The sequence below is a fragment of the Streptomyces sp. NPDC008313 genome, assembly GCF_042956125.1.
Classification (GTDB): Bacteria; Actinomycetota; Actinomycetes; order Streptomycetales; family Streptomycetaceae; genus Streptomyces.
Genome location: NZ_JBIBFR010000008.1, coordinates 141,229 through 157,732, shown reverse-complemented (window position 1 = coordinate 157,732; position 16,504 = coordinate 141,229). Strand labels below are relative to the sequence as shown.

Here is a 16,504-nt window from a genome sequence, read left to right as displayed (position 1 = left end):
TGTTCCGCGGCCCGTACGCCGCCCGCCCGCTCAGCCGGGCGCGGGAGCGGGGCGGGGGCGGGGGACGGCGCGAGCCCTGGCACCGGCGCCGGCCCGCGAGCGGTGTCGACGGAACCACATCGGTACCATGTCCCACCCCAGAGCGCTCCCGGCACACCGGGAAGGCGCGGGCCCGCTTCTCGCCCTCACAGCGAGTCGTCGAACTGGGCGAGGAGGGTGTCGGCCGTGGCGTCGGCCGGGGCGTCGGCCATGCCGTCGTGCAGCGCCAGCTCGGCCCAGATGACCTTGCCGACCGGCGTGTAGCGCGTGCCCCACCGTTGTGCGTACTGCGACACCAGGAACAGTCCCCGTCCTCCCTCGTCGGTGATCGCCGCTCTGCGTACATGCGGGGACGTACTGCCGGCGTCGGACACCTCGCAGGTCAGGGTCTCGTCGTACAGCAGGCGTACTCCGATCGGCTCGGTTCCGTAGCGGATCGCGTTCGTGAGCAGCTCGCTGAGGACCAGCTCCAGGGTGAAGCCCGTCTCCTCCAGGCCCCACGCCCGGAGTCGTCGCGCGCACTCGCCGCGCACACCCGCCACCGCCCGCGGGTCCGACGGCACGTCCCACCGCGCCGTCCTCGAGGGCGCGAGCAGTCGGGTGTCCGCCACCAACAGTGCGATGTCGTCGGACGGGTGCTCCGGCAGCATCGTGTCGAGCACCGTCTGACACGTCTCCTCCGCAGTACGGTCCGCCGCACCGCGCAACGCCCCGTGCAGCAACGCGATGCCGGTGTCGATGTCCCGTTTCCTGTCCTCGATCAGCCCATCGGTGTACAGCACCAGTTTCGATCCCTCGGCCAGGCGCAGCTCCGCCGTCTCGAAGGGAATGCCGTTGAGGCCCAGTGGAGGGGAGACCGGCACCTCCGGACTGTCGACGGAGCCGTCCGGACGCACCACCACCGGAGCCGGGTGCCCGGCCCGCGCCACCGTGCAGGTCCCGGTCACCGAGTCGTAGACCGCGTACAGACACGTCGCCCCCGTCACCCCGGCGCCCTCACCGTCCTCCGGCTCCTCGTCGGTCCTCTCGTCGGCGTCGATCCGGATCACGAGGTCGTCCAGGTAGGCCAGCAGTTCGTCCGGCGGCAGGTCGAGCGCGGAGAGGTTGTGCACGGCGGTGCGCAGCCGGCCCATCGTCGCCGCCGCGTGCAGACCATGGCCGACGACATCGCCGACCACCAGGGCCACCCGGCTGCCGGGCAGCGGGATGACGTCGAACCAGTCCCCGCCCACCCCCGCCTCCGCGGGGAGGTATCGCCAGGCCACCCCCAGCGCGTTCTGTTCCGGGACTCCCCTCGGCAGCAGGCTGCGCTGCAGAGTGACGGCCATCGCGTGCTCCCGCGTGAACCGGCGGGCGTTGTCGAGGGCCACCGCCGCACGCGCCGCCAGTTCCTCGGCGAAGGACAGGTCGTCCTCCTCGAAGGCCGGCGCATTCCCGGTGCGCCAGAAGTGCACCATTCCCAGCACCGCGCCCCGCGCCCGCAGGGGCACCGTCACCAGCGACCGCAGACCGTACTCCGGCATCGCCCGCACCTGGTCCTGGTCCCGTCCCTGCTCCTCCGGCGGCAGGCCTGCCGTGTCGCGTGAGGCCGTCTCCACCACAGCCCGCCCCGACGCCAGCGCTCGGCCCGGTGACGTCGTGGGTGCCATCGTGATCAGCTTTCCCACCGGGGGGATCGCCGATGTCTCCGCTCCGCCGCAGACCGCCGTACGACGCATCCGTCCCCATGCGTCGGGCGTCGGCTCCCGTCCCCTCGAGACCTCCTCCAGCAGGTCCACGGCCGCGATGTCGGCGAACCGCGGCACCGCCACCTGGGACAGTTCCTCCGCCGTGCGCGTCACGTCCAGCGTCGTCCCGATCCGCACGCCGGCGTCGTACAGCAACGTCAGCCGTGCCCGGGCGACCTCGGCCCGGCCCGAGACCGCTGCCAGCTCGGTGGTGTCCCGGAGTGTCGCCACGCTGCTGGGCTGCCCGCCGTGGGGGGCGGTGATCCGCTTGTTCACCGCCAGCAGCCGGTCACCGGCCAGACGCACCTCGTCCGTGACCGGCGCGTCCGACACCAGCAGTCGTTCCATGCCCTCGTCGAGTCCGAGCGACCCGATCGGACGGCCCTCCACGTCCGCCGGCAGCTCCAGCAGCCGCCGGGCCTCGTCGTTGGCGAGCAGCAGCCGCCCGTCGGGTCCGGCGATGAGCACGCCTTCCCGCACCGCGTGCAGCACCGCGTCGTGGTGGTCGTACATCCGCGCCAGCTCCACCGGTCCCAGGCCGTGCGTCTGGCGGCGCAGCCGGCGCGCCACGAAGGCCGTCCCGGCCGTGGACACCGAGAACGCGACGGCGCCGGTGCCGAGGATGATCGGCAACTGGTTCGCGGCCATACCGGCCACGTTGCGGACCTTGAGCCCGGAGGACACCAGGCCGATCACCGAGCCGTCGGGTCCGGTCACCGGTACCACCGCCTGGACGACACGGCCCGAGGGAGTGTCGAGTTCCTCGACGAGGACATGGCCGCGCAACGACGGTTCGATGGTTCCGACGAACTTCTTGCCGATCCGGTCGGGGATCGGGTTGGTGTAACGGATGCCATGCGTGTCCATGACGGTGATGAAGTCGACACCGCCCCTCTTCCTGACCGCTTCGGCCCTCGGTTGCAGTACCGCCGTCGGGTCCGGGGACTGCAGCGCCTCCTCCATGCCCGGAGCGTGGGCGAACGCCTCCGCCGCCGTCACCGACTGCCGTCTGGCCTCCCTCGTGCTGTCCCGTCGGGCCTGCAGGATCAGTGCCGTCACACCGGCCACGACCAACAGCACCACGATCACGATCTGGAGGACGAACACCTGCCCGGCGGCGGTGCGCAGACTCAGCAGGGTGCGCAGTCCCGTACCGGAACGGGGGTGTGCCTTCATGATCATCCCTTGAGCGGCTCACTCACCGAGAAGTGCCTCCCGCACGCTCCTCCAGTGCGTCAGCGTCGGCTTCAGGTCGTACACCAGAGGCTTTTCAGCGCATTCTACTGTTTCAGCGGATTATGCGCGCTTTCAGGGCCTCCTTTTGGGTTGCTGTCATTCGAATGCGCCGACACCAGGACCACGGCCGCGCCCGGCCCTGGAGGGGCATGACCCGGATACGCCACTACGTCTCGGACGCCCCGCTGCGGGCTGGGGGCTGGGGGCTGGAAGACCGAAGCGGCAAGCAACGCCGTCGATCACAGAATCCCGAGCAACTCGTTCGCCCGGCTCGGAATGGGGCGGCTCCTGGACCTTCCCGGGCATGGGGCTCGGGAAGGTCCAGGCGGGTCACATCATGTGTGCCCGTCCGTACGGACTTGAGGTCCTGTCCGGCGGATCATGCCGCAGACGCGGGGTGTGGCACGCACCTCTGCGGCGGTTGTCGTCGGTTGCCGACGCTCCGCGTCGACGCCCTCCTCCGTCTTGCAGCCGCACGCATCACACCCCGCTCACCGGCGTCGACCAGCCACCGTCGGCCTCCTGCGACTTGATCCGCCGCACAGGACCTAGGCCGGGTCGCCGCCCTTGTTGATCCAGGCGTGGACCACGCCGGTTTCGGCGGTGACGACCAGGTAGTCGTCACGCCCATCGCCGTCGATGTCGGCGAACTGGACTCCGTCCGGGTCCCCGACGTTGCCGGAGGCGATCTGGCCCTGAGCGATCCAGCCCGGCTTGCCGTCGCTGTCACCGCCTGTGTTGACCCAGGCATCCACCGATCCGTCGACGGAACTCAGGTTGAGGTAGTCGGCCCGCTTGTCGCAGTTGATGTTCGCGAACAAGATGCGCGAGGGGTTGGGGATACCGGAGGCGATCTTGCCCCCGTCGATCCATCCGGGCTGGCCGTCCCGGTCACCGCCGACGTTGATCCAGGCGTGTATCGCGCCGTTGCCTTCGACGATCAGGTAGTCGGCGTCCTTGTCCCCGTCGATATCGGCGAGCCGGCGCCCGTCCGTGACGTTGCCGACACCGGCGGCGATCTGGCCCCGGGGGATCCAACCGGGTTTGCCGTCGACGTCACCACCGGCGTTGATCCAGGCTCGGATCGCGCCGTCGTTGCGGCGCAGCAGGTAGTCGTCGCGGCCGTCGCCGTTGATGTCGGCGAAGTCGACGTACTCAAGCTCGCCGGGGTTGGTGCCGGAGGCGATCTGCCCCCGGGGGTTCCAGCCGGGCTTGCCGTTGGCGTCGCCGCCGGTGTTCATCCAGGCCCGCACGGCGCCGGTGCCGGGGTCGACCGCGAGGTAGTCGTCGCGGCCGTCACCGTCGATGTCGGCGAACCGTACGTTGGGGCGGTCGACTCCGACTCCGGAGGCGATCTGCCCCTGGGGGATCCATCCGCCCCGCTGGTCGCTGCACGTGTCCCCGCTCCCGGTGTCCTCGAGCCAACCCGACTCCGCGACGCCCGCGATGGCGTCGAACCATGCGTCGGCCATCTTGTCGTAGCCGCCGTCGTTGGGGTGGAGCGTGTCCGCGAGGTCGGTCGTCGTCACCTCGTTCATGTCCACCAGACTGACGTGTTTGCCGGCCTCGGCACGTTCCATGACCTCCTCGGCCACGCCGTCGTTGTAGGTGTCGATGCGAGCCTGGACGTTCGCGTCCTTCGAGGGCACCAGGGTTGCCACGAGTACGGTGCTGTTTGGGGAGTCCTTCAGGATCTGGTCGACGAGCCCTCCCAGCCTGTCCGGTGCGGAGGGCAGGGCCGTCCCCCGGTCGACGTCATTGGTGCCGAGGTGCAGGGTGACCACCGAGGGGTGGGAGAGCGGGACAGCGGACTTGGCCCGGCCGGCCACGTAGTCGATCTCCATCCCGCTGTAGCCCTCGTGGTCCGGGTCGACCGTGCGGCCGCTGTGCTGCGTACCGACGAAGTCCACATCTCGTGTCGACTCGTTCAGCCTGCCGTACAGGCGCGAGCGGTACCCCGCCCCATTGGTGCTCTTGAAGCCATCTGTGATCGAGTCGCCCAACGGCATCACACTGATGCTGCGCCGACGCAGCTCGTCATGGCCGTTGGCGACCTGCATATCGGCCTCGATCTTCAGCCAGTCGTACACGCACGGCACGGCGCCCGGCGTGTTGCATCCCGGCATGTCGTAGGTCGCGGACATCTTGGCGTTGCCGTTTGTGACATCCGACGTCGAAGTCACACCGGTGAGGTAGTGGTTCCCGCCGACGTAGTAGCCGGAGGGCCCACCAGAGTCTCCTGAACGGAGCTTGGCACCAATGGCCCGGACCTGGTACGCGCCACCACCAGGCTTGGCCCCGTCCCTCAACCCCTCTTCGTTATCGTTGACCGAAGTCAGGGCGCGCTTGAGGAGCCGGGAAGGAACGGTTGATGATGCACTGGTGAGGCCCCACCCGAAACTGTAGAGGATCTTTTTCCGAGGCACCCTTTTGTTCGGCCCGAGCTTGGCCACTCTTCTGGTGGGGAGCGGAGAGCCGTGGAGACTCGTGGTGACGACCGCCAGATCGCCCCTGGATGCCATCTTCTCGAAGATGTATTTCTCACCCCCGCCGAGGACAACATCGCCCGCTCGCGCGTAGTACCGGCCGCTGCCGTCGACGGGGGCGTTTATGAAGCAGTGCGTCGCTGTGACGATTTTGTACGCGGCGGTGATAGTACCGGCGCAGATGTACCTGTCCGGGTCCCCAGGGCTGCCCTTTTTCCAGATCTGGACGGTGTCAGCAGCTGCGTAGGCAGGGACCCCCCCTTCGATGGCGGCTGCCCGCGGTGGGGCGGCCAGCTGGAGAGATGCGCAGGCCAGGACGGAGGCAAAGACGACGCCTGAGAGTAGTGGCAGTCTTCGGTGCGCTGGCTCGATCATGTTCCGCATGCGTAATGGTCCTTTTTTCGGGGTTGTTGACACCAACCGATATGGGATCGTCCCGCGTCTCGCTCGGGCGTCATCTCGGAGCGGCTTCGAGGCCTTCTCGGGCAAGACCTCGAAGCTCACCAGGGGTTGGCACCCAGCGTCGGCTGACGCATCCTCCTCGCGGCAGTCCTCACAACGGCGGTGCCCCTCTTGACGCTGCACGGCTTTTGGCCTCGCATTTCCCCTGGGATAGGTCGGCCGTCGGTCGGTAGCAGGCACAGTCGGTCTACCTGGTACTACGGGCTACCACGAGCGCAGGTTCACACGCCCCCCGCCTTATCGATCACAACCAGCCAGGTTGCCGGCAGACGATGGAATGAAGACAGGCGCGTCGGACGTCTCATGAGCCCGGATTTTCCAAGCGACCTCCAGCCCGAACTCACCTACGACGGGCTGTGTGCCGCCGAGGCGAAGGGCAACAAGGGCGGACGTCGCCCCAGCGTCCCCGCCAGGAAGACCGACACCGTGCGCGCGGCGCACCTGGAGGGCCGCTCCGTTGCCGCGCCCGCCCGCGATCACGGCGTGAGCCGCGGCGCCGTCCGCACTGCCGTCGCCAACCTCCGGCCCGAGCACACTGCCGCCGACCCAGTCGCCCGGCGGCCTCGAACTGCCGTCTGTCCTCGACATGCCGGGCAAGCTCGCCGGCTTCCTCCGTGTCGGCGAGCTGGACGACATCGGGCGGGCCGCGCTTGACCAAGGCGTGCCCGTACGACGCGGCCAGGGTCACACCCTGCGCGTCAGCGCCGCACCGGCAGTGCACCGCCGGCTCCCTCGGGCGTGTCCGGGTCATGCCCGCTTCGGAGATGCCTTTCCGGCCCGGACGGCGGCCCGAGGTCACGTCACGGGCAGGCATTCGGGCAGGGTGAGGACCGAGTGGACGGGGCGTTCCCCTGAGGCGGGCTGTGTGCCGAGTCGGCGCAGCATGTCGTCACGCTCCGCAAGGCCCCGGGCGGTGGTGGGGAAGAGTCTGGCGTCACCCTCACGCACCACGTCCTGGTTCAGAGTCACGAACTCGCGGGTGTTGTGTTCGTAGGCGGCGAAACCCGCGGTGTGGCCCCGGTCGGCCAGCGCGTCGGCGAGCATGTACGCGCCGACGAGGGCCAGGCTGGATCCCTGCCCGGTGAGGAACGAGGGCGCGTAGGCGGCGTCACCCAGCAGGGCGACCCGACCGCTGGACCAGCGGTGCATACGGATCTGGCTGACCGCGTCGAAGAACAGGTCGTCCGCGTCGTGCAGGCCGGCGACCAGGCGCGGCACCTCCCATCCCGCACCGGCGAAGGTCTCGGCGACCAGGTCCCGTTGGGCTTTCGGGTTCCGCAACACGTGGGACGGCGGCTCCGGTTGGGCGAAGACCAGCAAGGCATGCGCCTCGTCCCCGTATCCCGTCGCGTAGAGCGTCGCGGCCCTGCCCGCAGTGCTCCACATCAGGGCTTCGCGAGAGAGGCCGAAGGTGTTGCGCATGGTGAATCCCGCGAAGCAGTAGCCGAGGTGCCGGCGGAACCGTTCCTCGGGACCGAACAGCGATTCCCGGGTACGCGAGTGCATGCCGTCCGCACCGAACACCATGTCGAACGTACGGCTGCCGCCCCCGCTGAAGGTGACGTCGACCCCGTGGGCGGTCTGGCCGAGAGTGTGGACGAAGTCGTCGAACACGAACTCCACGTCGTCACGGACCGCTGAGTAGAGCGCGTGGGTCAGATCCCCGCGCCGCACCTCCAGGTCCTGTCCCTCGACACCGCCGGTGACGACATGTGGCGGCAGTGAGGCGATCTCGCTGCCGTCACCGTCGAGGAAGGTCATCCGGCGCAGGTCGATGTGCGCGTCCCGCAGTCGCGGCAGGACCCCCATCCTGCGGACCACCTCCAGTGCTGTGCCCCGCACATCGACGGGGTAGCCGCCGCCACGCAAGGTGTCCCCCTTCTCCACCACCGTGACCTCGAATCCGTGGCGGTTCAGCCAGTACGCGAGGGCGAGCCCCGCGATGCCGGCCCCGGATATCAGGACCTTCCGCCTCGGCGTGGTTCGAAAGTCCGTCATCAGACCGTCGGAAGTCATTCCTTTTCTCCTTTGCTCATGGTGCGCACGACAGGCAGGGAGAGCGCCGTCACCACACCGGCCATGACGAAGCCGATGGCGAAGGACGATTCGGCCGGGACATCCGACCCGGCAGGAGTCCCAGCGGTGAGGATCGCGCCGCTGACCTGTACACCCACGGCATAGCCGATCACGCGGGTCACCAGGATCAGGCTGGTGGCGATGCCGGTGTCGCTCTGGTCGACGGAGGTGGCGGTGCTGCTCACCATCGCCGTGACGCACAGGCCGTTGGCGAGCGCTATCAGCATCTTGCCGATGACGAGATGCCAGATCTCGGTGTGTACGAGTGCGAGGGCGACCAGCGCGGCGGCCATCATGACGATCCCGGCGGTGACCACGGAACGCGAGCCGAACCGCCGCGCGCCGATCCCGCTGAGCGGCCCGGCCAGTGACGCGGCCAGCGCTCCGGGCAGGAGGAAGAACCCCGTCTCGGTGGCGCTCGCACCGAATCCGTACGCGTCCTCGGACACCGCGAACAACTGCGGTACGAGATAGACCGCCACCGATGTGCCGACGCAGATCACGAACGTCAGCGCGCACGACTTCCACATCGCGGGCCGTGCCAGCATGCGCAGGTCGACCATCGGTGACACCGCACGGTGCTCGACAGCTACCCATCCGGTGCCGAAGGCGGCCAGCAGCACGACGACGGCCACGAGTACGAGCGGCCGCGAGCCGAGATCGGGTGCCAGCGCCAGCCCGAGCATGAGCGTGATCAGTGTCCCGCTCAGCAGAGCCAGGCCGGGCCAGTCGACCCCGGCGTCGTCCGGGCGGCCCGGGGCGTCGGCGGGCATCAGCCGGTTCACCAGCACAGTGGCCACGATGACCGCGAACGTCGGCAGTGCGAACATCCAGTGCCGGGACAGTCCTTCCGCCACGGGACCGGCCGACAGTGTTCCCGCCATCCCGCCGCCCACGAACAGTCCGCTGACCCACCCGATGGCCACCTTCGACTCCCCCGCGGGGAGCAGCTTGCGCACCAGGATGAACGACAGGGGCAGCGCGCCCACCATGGCTCCTTGAAGAACCTGGCCCAGCAGCAGTACGGGCAGGTTCGGTGCCAGGGACGACACCAGGCCACCGACACAAACCACTGCCATCAGGCGGATCAAAACCCGTTTCCCGCCGTAACGGTCACCGAACTTGCCCGCGACCGGCGTGATGAGCGCGCCGGTGATGAGGAGCATGATGCTCAATAACGCGCCTTCGGCCGGACTCATGTCCAGCTCGCGTTGCAGAAGTGGGAGCGTCGGCGTCACCACCGACTCCAGAGCGCCGGTGGCAAGTGCCAGTACGCCGAGAGCGGCGACAGCGGGCTTTCCGATGCGGACCGGCGAAGCCAGAGTCATGGTCATGCGCGTCCTTTCCGCCGTGGCGGGACGAGTGGGGGCAGTGGGGCGCGGGGGCGGAAGACCACGGGATCGACGGTGTGTGCCGCCGAGCGGGCACGGGTTCGCCCGTCCCGGGTTCGCCCCTCGGGACGGTCTCTTGTCGGCGCTCGCTCCGGACGGTCGACGACTACTAAGCGGTCGCGGCGGTGCCCAGCCGCAGATCGAGGTCGAGGGCCTGAATCTCGGCGGGGGTACGCAGGGCGAGCCGGCTCGGGTTCCATGCGCCGCTGAGGATCTGCTTCGACAACGGCGGTCGGTCGTAGGGAAGGTGGGTCTCCTCGCCCACCAGAACGACGTGACCTCCGTGCCCCAGCCGGCGCAGCGCCGCGACGGTCGCCAGTCCGCCCGCGGAGGCGCCGACCACGACCACCCGGCCGTCGCTCACCCCTCCACCAGACGGATGGCGGCCGCTGGGCAGACCGCGGCCGCCTCGCGGACACCCTCCCGTGCTTCGGGTGCGGGAAGCGTGTCCAACAGCTCGACGATGCCGTCCTCGTCGCGCTGGTCGAAGACCTCGGGAGCGAGCAGCACGCACTGTCCCGCACCCACGCACTTCTCCTGTTCTATGGCCACCTTCACGGGTCCACCCCAATCGGCTATCACTGTTTACTAATTCGATGAACACCGTAAACTGAGTGCCGTGGGAGAGGCAAAGGAGGAGCGATGGGTACAGGCCACACCGGAACACCGGACAAGTCCGGCGGGCGAGCTCGTGTTCCCAACCGGTGGGGAGAGGGCCAACGGCTGCGTCAGGAGGTCCTGGACGCGGCCGGCCGCCTGCTCAAGGAGGCGAGCCGGCCCGAGGACGTGTCACTGCGCGGCATCGCGAGGGAAGTCGGCGTCACCGCTCCGTCGATCTACAAGCACTTCAGGGACAAGTCCGAGCTTCTGCTCGCCGTACTCGACGACATCTGCCGTGCGTTGGCCGAGAACATGCGTCAGGCGGCACAGTCGGCGCCGGACTCCGATCCATGGGCGGCTCTGCGGGCCGCCGTCGACACGTACTGCCGATTCGCCACCCAGCAGCGGCAGCGCTACCAGCTCATGTTCCACATCGGGCCGACACTGGCCGAGCCGCAGTCGTCCGCGGGCCACCCCGGAACGCATGTGATGAAGGTCTGGCGCGAGGTCGTCCAGGGATACCTGAACGCCCCGGCCGTCGGCTCCGGCGGCAACGCGGGTGCCTCGTCACTGCCCGCGGAAGACATCACGCGGCTGCTGTGGAGTGGCCTGCACGGCCAGTTCGGCATCTGGTGGATCACCACCCGCGACGAGCCGGGTCAGCAGCGCCTGGTCCAACTGCAGAACGCGCTGCTCGTCTCCCTGTTCGGCCGCTGCTGACCCGGACCGTGGTGCCGGGCTTCGTCCTTCCGCTCCCGGCGCCGGCGGCTGAACCTGCCTCCCGCCGTCACCCGGACTGGACCAGCCACTCCTGGAGTTCGACGAGGTTGCCCGCCGGGTCCTTGAGGTGGGCGACGCGCATGTGGTCCGTCATGGGAGCCGGACCATGGACGAGTACGGCTCCCCGCCCGGTGATCTCCTCACAGTAGCGGTCCAGTTCGTCGATCCGCAGGACGACAAGGGACCGGTATCCGGTCGGCTCGGCAGCGAGTTCGCCCAGCACCTGACTCATCTGGGTCCGGTCCTGGAGGGCGATGCCCGCGGCACCGTCGTCGGCGGCGGTGAACTTCGCGTACGGGCCGTCCTCTGCCTCGAACTGCGGCTTCAGCGCCAGAACGTCCCGGTAGAAGCGGTAGCAGCGGGGGAAGTCCGCGACGAGAAGGCGGACCTGGGCGAGTTTCATGAGCGCACTTTAACGTCCACACGAAACACTGAGTAAGACTGCCAAAAAATCCTGACAGTGTTAAGTAAAATGAATACTGCTAAATCTTCCTCTCCTTGACTACCGTCGCTCACGGCCATGAGGAGTGCGACAGCGCCCTCATGTCGTTCTGACCAGGTGCAAGCGAAGGAGATCTCGTGTTCGAACGCGTGGCCGAGCTGGCGATCCGCCGGTCCCGGCTGGTACTCGTCGTCGCCGTCGCGGCTGTGGCCCTCATGGGATTCGTGGGCGGCGGCGCGTTCACCAAGCTTCTGCCCGGCGGCTTCGACGACCCCGGCTCCCAGTCCAGCCGGGCCGTCGAGGTCATCGACGAGAAGTTCGGCGGGGAGACCAACCTGGTCCTGCTGGTCAGCTCCCCCGACGGCCGTGTCGACACCCCGGCCGCCAAGCGGAGCGGACAGGCCCTGGTCGCCGACCTCAAGGACGACAAGAACCTGGCGAACGTGTACTCCTACTGGGACACGAACCTCCCCGACCTCCGCTCCGAGGACGGGAAGCAGGCCCTGGTCCTCGCCCATGTGAAGGGCGAGGAAGCGGAGTTGCAGGACAACGCCCAGAGCGTCATCGACACCTACTCCGGGACCTACGAGGACACGTTCGAGGTCGAGGCCGGCGGCGGCACCGCCGTGAGTGCCGACATATCGACGCAGGTGGTCTCGGACCTGGTGCTGGCGGAGTCCATCGCCGTTCCCCTGACCCTGATACTGCTGCTGTTCGTCTTCGGCAGTGTGGTCTCCGCCCTGCTGCCGCTGGCCATCGCGGTCATCGCCATCGCCGGTGCCTTCGCCCAGCTGTCCCTCCTCGGCGGCATCACCGAGGTCTCCAACACCGCGACCAACCTGGTCACCGCCCTGGGTCTCGGACTGGGCATCGACTACGCCCTGTTGATGACCAGCCGGTTCCGTGAACAGCTCGCGTCCGGGGCTTCCGTGGACGACGCCGTCCGCCGGACGGTGAGCACCGCGGGCCGCACGGTCGCGTTCTCCGCCGCTACGGTGGCGGCCGCGCTCGCCTCGCTGCTGGTCTTCCCCCAGTACTTCCTGCGCTCCTTCGGCTACGCGGGCGTCGGAGTCGTCGCCATCGCGGCCATCAGCACCCTGTTCGTGATGCCCGCCCTGTTCGTCGTCCTGGGACACCGTGTCAACAAGGGCCGGATGCCGTGGGCCAAGCGGCAGCAGCCCAGCGTCCAGGGGTCCGTGTGGGGTCGCACGGCCCGTACGGTGATGCGGCGCCCCGCGCTCACCGCGTTGCCCGTGCTCGCGGTCCTGCTGGTGGCCGCCGCCCCGCTGATCGGCATCACCTTCGGTACGCCCGACGAGCGGGTGCTGCCGGAGAACGCCGAAAGCCGCCAGGTCACCGCGATGCTCGGCGAGAACTTCAACGGCAACGACGCGGCGGCCCTCCACATCGCCATCGACAAGGCAGTGGCCAAGGACGGGCTCACCTCGTACGCGAGCGAACTGGCCGCCCTCGACGGCGTCATCCGGGTCGAGACGAGCGCGGGAACCCATACCGCTGAAGGCTCGCCGGCCGGTCCCGGCAACCCCGCGCTCGGCCGTCCCGACGCTCAGCGGATCAACGTGGTGAGCGACCTGACCCCGAAGTCGGACGAGGCCGAGGCACTGGTCGGGGACGTGCGGGCAGTGGCGGCACCCGAAGGGACAGAGCCCCTGGTGGGTGGCACCGACGCCGAGCTGGTGGACGCGAAGGAGTCCATCAGCGGCCAGCTGCCGATCGCGATCGCCCTGGTCGTCCTCACCACCTTCGTCCTGCTCTTCCTGTTCACCGGCAGCATCGTGCAGCCGCTGCGTGCGCTGGCCCTCAACGCGGTCAGCCTGGGCGCCACCCTCGGCGTCATGACCTGGATCTTCCAGGACGGCAACCTCTCCTCCCTGCTCGGCTTCACCGCCCAGCCCATGGAGGTGTCGATGACGGTACTGATGTTCTGCATCGCCTTCGGTCTCTCGATGGACTACGAGGTGTTCGTCACCAGCCGGATCAAGGAGCTCCACGGCCAGGGCGAGGACAACGAGTCCGCCGTGGCCGACGGCCTCGGTCACACCGGGCGCATCGTCTCGGCGGCGGCTCTCCTGCTGGCCGTGAGCTTCTTCGCCTTCGGCACGGCCAAGATCACCTTTATGCAGATGTTCGGCCTCGGCAGCGGACTGGCCATCCTCATCGACGCCATCGCCGTCCGCGGTGTGCTCGTCCCCGCCGCGATGCGCCTGCTCGGCGGCTCGGCCTGGTACGCGCCGCCCTTCCTGAAGAAGCTGCACGGACGGTTCGGCCTGAGCGAGGGCGGCCCCCAGCCCGGGCCTGAGCCCGCGTACACGTCCGCGGCCGCGACGGAGCCCACGTACACGAAGGCTTCACCGGAGGTCTGACCAACCCGGTCCCCCAGCCTGCGGGCGGGCTCGACGGCACCTATCCACCGTCGAGCCCGCCCGTTCGTCCGTGCGCTCGGCGCTTCCGGCAACGAGTCGACCATCCGAGAAATAATCGATTACCTAATTTATAATCTATGATGAGTGGGATGCTCACCTGATGCCCCGCGTCGGCCTCGGCGGACGAGGCGCACTCGACCCACCTACGGAGCCATGCCATGACCTCAGCCCGGACGAGCACGAACCGCCGCTGCCACGACGCCGTCGCCCCCCTGCACTCATGTGTGTACTTCGCACCGGAACGGCAGGACGAACTCGCGGCGCTCGGCCTGGAGCCCGGGCCCATGGCCTACTACGCGGGCCGCGCGGCCCCTCTCGGCGCGGTGGGCGCGGGCGCTGTGACGGCCACGTTCTACAACTTCAACCACGAGCACGTGCGGCGGTACGTCCCCGCCGCCTGGGCCCTGGCCACACCGGAGGCGGTGCTCGCCGCCCGGTTGCGCGGCGCCGACAAGGCGCTGCGGCGGCTTCTCGGGGAGGAGGCCGTGGCCTCCGAGGACATGGCCGAGGCCGCCCGGCTGGCGTTGCACGCCGCCGAGGGGTGCCACCGGGAGGCGCGGCCGCTGTACACCGCGAACGCCGATCTCCCCGTGCCCGAGAAGCCGCACCTGGCGCTGTGGCACGCCGCGACACTGCTGCGCGAATACCGGGGTGACGGTCACCTGGCCGCGCTGGCGGTCGCGGGCCTGACCGGGATCGAGGCGCTGGTTCTGCACAACGCCACGGGCACCGCGCCGACATCGGCGCTGTTCATGCGGACCCGCGGCTGGTCGGCACAGCAGTGGGCCGGTGCACGGGACCGGCTGCGCGAGCGCGGCCTGCTGGACGAGACGGGGGATCTCACGGAGTCCGGAACCGCCCTGCGCGGTGAGGCGGAGGCGCTGACGGACCGTCTCGACACCGCGCCCTACGCGTATCTCGGCGCGGCCGGGGTCACCCGCCTCACCGAACTGGCCGCAGGCTTCACCAGGACCCTCAGGGCGGCGGGCGCGTTCCCCGCGGAACACTTCGGCAGGGGCTGAGAACCGGCCGCCCGGCCCCCGGCACGGCCGACAGGCGGTGCCGGCGACATCGCCGCCGGCACCGCCTGCTGTCCTCCGGGCCCCACAGGCCCTCAAGCCCCGTACCCCGAAGGCCCGTCACACCGTCGCGGGCTCCGTCTTCTCGCTCGTCCCGGCTGTACGCTCCTGCGCGCCCGTGGGACGCCGGCGGCTGCGGGCGAGGGGCTTGAGGGTGCGCTGGACGATGAACCATTCGGCGACGCCGGCGCTGATGAGGATCGAGCCCCACACGGACGTGGTGTAGACGTCCTCGAAGGACAGCCAGTCCAGCTGCGACCGGAGCGCGAGTCCGATCAGCAGGAACACGCGGAGCACCACCGCGGCGAAGGAGAGCGCGTAGTTCCGGATCATCCAGATGCGGTGGAGCTGGACCTGGCCGTTCCTGATCGTCCGGTAGGCCTGGTACAGGGAGTACAGCCAGGCGGCCGTGAGCACGTAGAAGGCGACCTGCGCGGGGAATCCGTCGACGGAGAACGTCGCGGCGAAGAGGGCAGCCACGGACGCGATCAGGATGCTGACCATGTACACACGGCCGAGGACGCGGTGCATCTTGCGGTACTTGTTCCGCCACGCCGGGACGAACTGGACCGGGCCGATCGCCAGCAGCAGACCCGCGGGCAGGGCGTGGATACCGAGAATCAGGTAGTGCAGCGCCAGATCCGGATTGAGCGGGATCTTGCTCTGCGACTCGTTGCCGGTCAGGTAAGCCGGAACGCTGTACCCGGCGGTGCCGATCGCGAGTACGGCGAGCAGCCACCAGCCGTACTGCGGCGATCGGCGGGTCGACGTGATGCTGGCTGTTGTTGACATGGGGGACTCCTGAATCGTGCCTGCGGGGGGAGTGACGAAACCGCTGTTCGCGGGACTCACGCTAGACGGGGGTGCAGTTGGTTTGGCAGAGGTAATTTTATTTAACAGTGTCAGGTAAATTTGACCTATTTACATCATCCTTGTCGCCGTAAGGGAACCGTCGTACGGTGAGGTGCATGAACGGAGACGCGCCGGCCGGCGCCCCACTCACCCTGCGTGAACGGCGTTGGGCCGCCGCCGTCAAGGAGATCCTGGCCGCCGCCGAGAGCCAGATCGCCGAGAACGGGCCGGCCGCTCTGTCGCTCAGGGCGGTCGCCCGCAGTCTCGGGATGACCGTGCAAGCCCTCTACCACTACTTCCCGAGCCGGGACGAGCTCGTCACCGCGCTCATCACCAAGGCGTACGAGGACCTGGCCGACGCGGTTCAGCACGCGGTCGACACGGCGCCGGAGGAGCCCGGTCACCCGGAGGGCTCCGAGGACTCCGACGTGCCCCGGATGGTGATCGCGGCCGAGAGCTACCGGCAGTGGGCGGTCGACCATCCGGAGCGGTTCCAGCTCATCTATGGAGCACCGCTGCGGCACTACTCGGCGCCCACGGAGGGCTCCAGCACCCGGGCGGTCCGCCGGATGAGCGGGATCTTCATGAACGAACTCTTCAGAGGCTTCACCTCGGAGCAACTCGCCGCCGCCGACACTCCCGCCCTCTCACCCGCGCTGAGACGCCACCTGGAGGAGTTCCTGTCACCGGACGCTCTCGGCGGGATGCCGTCTCCGGCGGTGCCCATCCTGATCAGCGCGTGGGGGCAGATGCACGGCCTGGTCGTCCTGGAGGTGTTCGGGCACACCTCGTTCGTCGGCGCGCACCAAGCCGAGATGTTCCACCTGTCGATGCGGACCATGCTCCAGGACGTCCGCCGACGGATTCCGGCCGGCGAGCCCGCGAAGTGA

The 16,504-nt window shown here is 69.0% G+C and carries 11 protein-coding genes and 1 pseudogene; 4 read left to right on the top strand and 8 right to left on the bottom strand.

What is annotated here, in order from left to right; genetic code table 11:
- Window positions 1-185: 185 nt before the first annotated feature.
- From ACFY93_RS13045 to ACFY93_RS13020, 6 genes and pseudogenes are all read right to left on the bottom strand, one after another.
- Complete coding sequence (locus ACFY93_RS13045) at window positions 186-2,942, bottom strand: SpoIIE family protein phosphatase (protein WP_391357084.1); 2,757 nt, start codon at window positions 2,940-2,942, stop codon at window positions 186-188.
- A 608-nt stretch (window positions 2,943-3,550) separates the two neighbouring features.
- Complete coding sequence (locus tag ACFY93_RS13040; protein WP_391357368.1) at window positions 3,551-5,863, bottom strand: GDSL-type esterase/lipase family protein; 2,313 nt, start codon at window positions 5,861-5,863, stop codon at window positions 3,551-3,553.
- A gap of 882 nt (window positions 5,864-6,745) precedes the next feature.
- Complete coding sequence (locus tag ACFY93_RS13035) at window positions 6,746-7,966, bottom strand: FAD-dependent oxidoreductase (protein ID WP_391357082.1); 1,221 nt, start codon at window positions 7,964-7,966, stop codon at window positions 6,746-6,748.
- The gene (locus tag ACFY93_RS13030; RefSeq protein ID WP_391357079.1) at window positions 7,963-9,360 is read right to left on the bottom strand and encodes an MFS transporter; all 1,398 of its coding nucleotides are present in this window, start codon (window positions 9,358-9,360) and stop codon (window positions 7,963-7,965) included. Before ACFY93_RS13030 ends, ACFY93_RS13035 begins: the two co-directional genes overlap by 4 nt.
- 172 nt (window positions 9,361-9,532) lie before the next feature.
- A pseudogene (locus tag ACFY93_RS13025) lies at window positions 9,533-9,781 on the bottom strand (FAD-dependent oxidoreductase); the annotation flags it as partial.
- The gene (locus tag ACFY93_RS13020; RefSeq protein ID WP_391357077.1) at window positions 9,778-9,975 is read right to left on the bottom strand and encodes a 4Fe-4S domain-containing protein; all 198 of its coding nucleotides are present in this window, start codon (window positions 9,973-9,975) and stop codon (window positions 9,778-9,780) included. The gene ACFY93_RS13020 and the pseudogene ACFY93_RS13025, both read right to left, overlap by 4 nt.
- Before the next feature lie 84 nt (window positions 9,976-10,059).
- Between ACFY93_RS13020 and ACFY93_RS13015 the strand changes: the two genes are divergently transcribed.
- The gene (locus ACFY93_RS13015) at window positions 10,060-10,737 is read left to right on the top strand and encodes a WHG domain-containing protein (RefSeq protein ID WP_391357075.1); all 678 of its coding nucleotides are present in this window, start codon (window positions 10,060-10,062) and stop codon (window positions 10,735-10,737) included.
- Window positions 10,738-10,804: 67 nt separating this feature from the next.
- Here ACFY93_RS13015 and ACFY93_RS13010 read toward each other — a convergent pair whose 3' ends face one another.
- A complete protein-coding gene (locus tag ACFY93_RS13010) occupies window positions 10,805-11,200 on the bottom strand; it encodes a VOC family protein (protein ID WP_391357073.1) in 396 nt (131 codons plus the stop codon).
- A 176-nt stretch (window positions 11,201-11,376) separates the two neighbouring features.
- Between ACFY93_RS13010 and ACFY93_RS13005 the strand changes: the two genes are divergently transcribed.
- Both ACFY93_RS13005 and ACFY93_RS13000 read left to right on the top strand, forming a co-directional pair.
- Window positions 11,377-13,623, top strand: a complete 2,247-nt coding sequence (locus ACFY93_RS13005) for an MMPL family transporter (protein ID WP_391357070.1) — start codon at window positions 11,377-11,379, stop codon at window positions 13,621-13,623.
- 218 nt (window positions 13,624-13,841) lie between these two features.
- Window positions 13,842-14,705: a hypothetical protein gene (locus ACFY93_RS13000; RefSeq protein WP_391357068.1), complete on the top strand. Its 864-nt coding sequence runs from the start codon at window positions 13,842-13,844 to the stop codon at window positions 14,703-14,705.
- A 117-nt stretch (window positions 14,706-14,822) separates the two neighbouring features.
- Here ACFY93_RS13000 and ACFY93_RS12995 read toward each other — a convergent pair whose 3' ends face one another.
- Window positions 14,823-15,554, bottom strand: coding sequence for a DUF2306 domain-containing protein (locus ACFY93_RS12995; protein ID WP_391357066.1), 732 nt, complete (start codon window positions 15,552-15,554; stop codon window positions 14,823-14,825).
- A gap of 176 nt (window positions 15,555-15,730) precedes the next feature.
- Between ACFY93_RS12995 and ACFY93_RS12990 the strand changes: the two genes are divergently transcribed.
- Complete coding sequence (locus ACFY93_RS12990) at window positions 15,731-16,504, top strand: WHG domain-containing protein (RefSeq protein ID WP_391357064.1); 774 nt, start codon at window positions 15,731-15,733, stop codon at window positions 16,502-16,504.

Bases quoted from the DNA above. Each gene is read 5' to 3' on its own strand.
- ACFY93_RS13045 (WP_391357084.1), bottom strand. From the start codon at position 2,942: ATGAAGGCACACCCCCGTTCCGGTACGGGACTGCGCACCCTGCTGAGT.
- ACFY93_RS13040 (WP_391357368.1), bottom strand. From the start codon at position 5,863: ATGATCGAGCCAGCGCACCGAAGACTGCCACTACTCTCAGGCGTCGTC.
- ACFY93_RS13035 (WP_391357082.1), bottom strand. From the start codon at position 7,966: ATGACTTCCGACGGTCTGATGACGGACTTTCGAACCACGCCGAGGCGG.
- ACFY93_RS13030 (WP_391357079.1), bottom strand. From the start codon at position 9,360: ATGACCATGACTCTGGCTTCGCCGGTCCGCATCGGAAAGCCCGCTGTC.
- ACFY93_RS13015 (WP_391357075.1), top strand. From the start codon at position 10,060: ATGGGTACAGGCCACACCGGAACACCGGACAAGTCCGGCGGGCGAGCT.
- ACFY93_RS13010 (WP_391357073.1), bottom strand. From the start codon at position 11,200: ATGAAACTCGCCCAGGTCCGCCTTCTCGTCGCGGACTTCCCCCGCTGC.
- ACFY93_RS13000 (WP_391357068.1), top strand. From the start codon at position 13,842: ATGACCTCAGCCCGGACGAGCACGAACCGCCGCTGCCACGACGCCGTC.
- ACFY93_RS12995 (WP_391357066.1), bottom strand. From the start codon at position 15,554: ATGTCAACAACAGCCAGCATCACGTCGACCCGCCGATCGCCGCAGTAC.
- ACFY93_RS12990 (WP_391357064.1), top strand. From the start codon at position 15,731: ATGAACGGAGACGCGCCGGCCGGCGCCCCACTCACCCTGCGTGAACGG.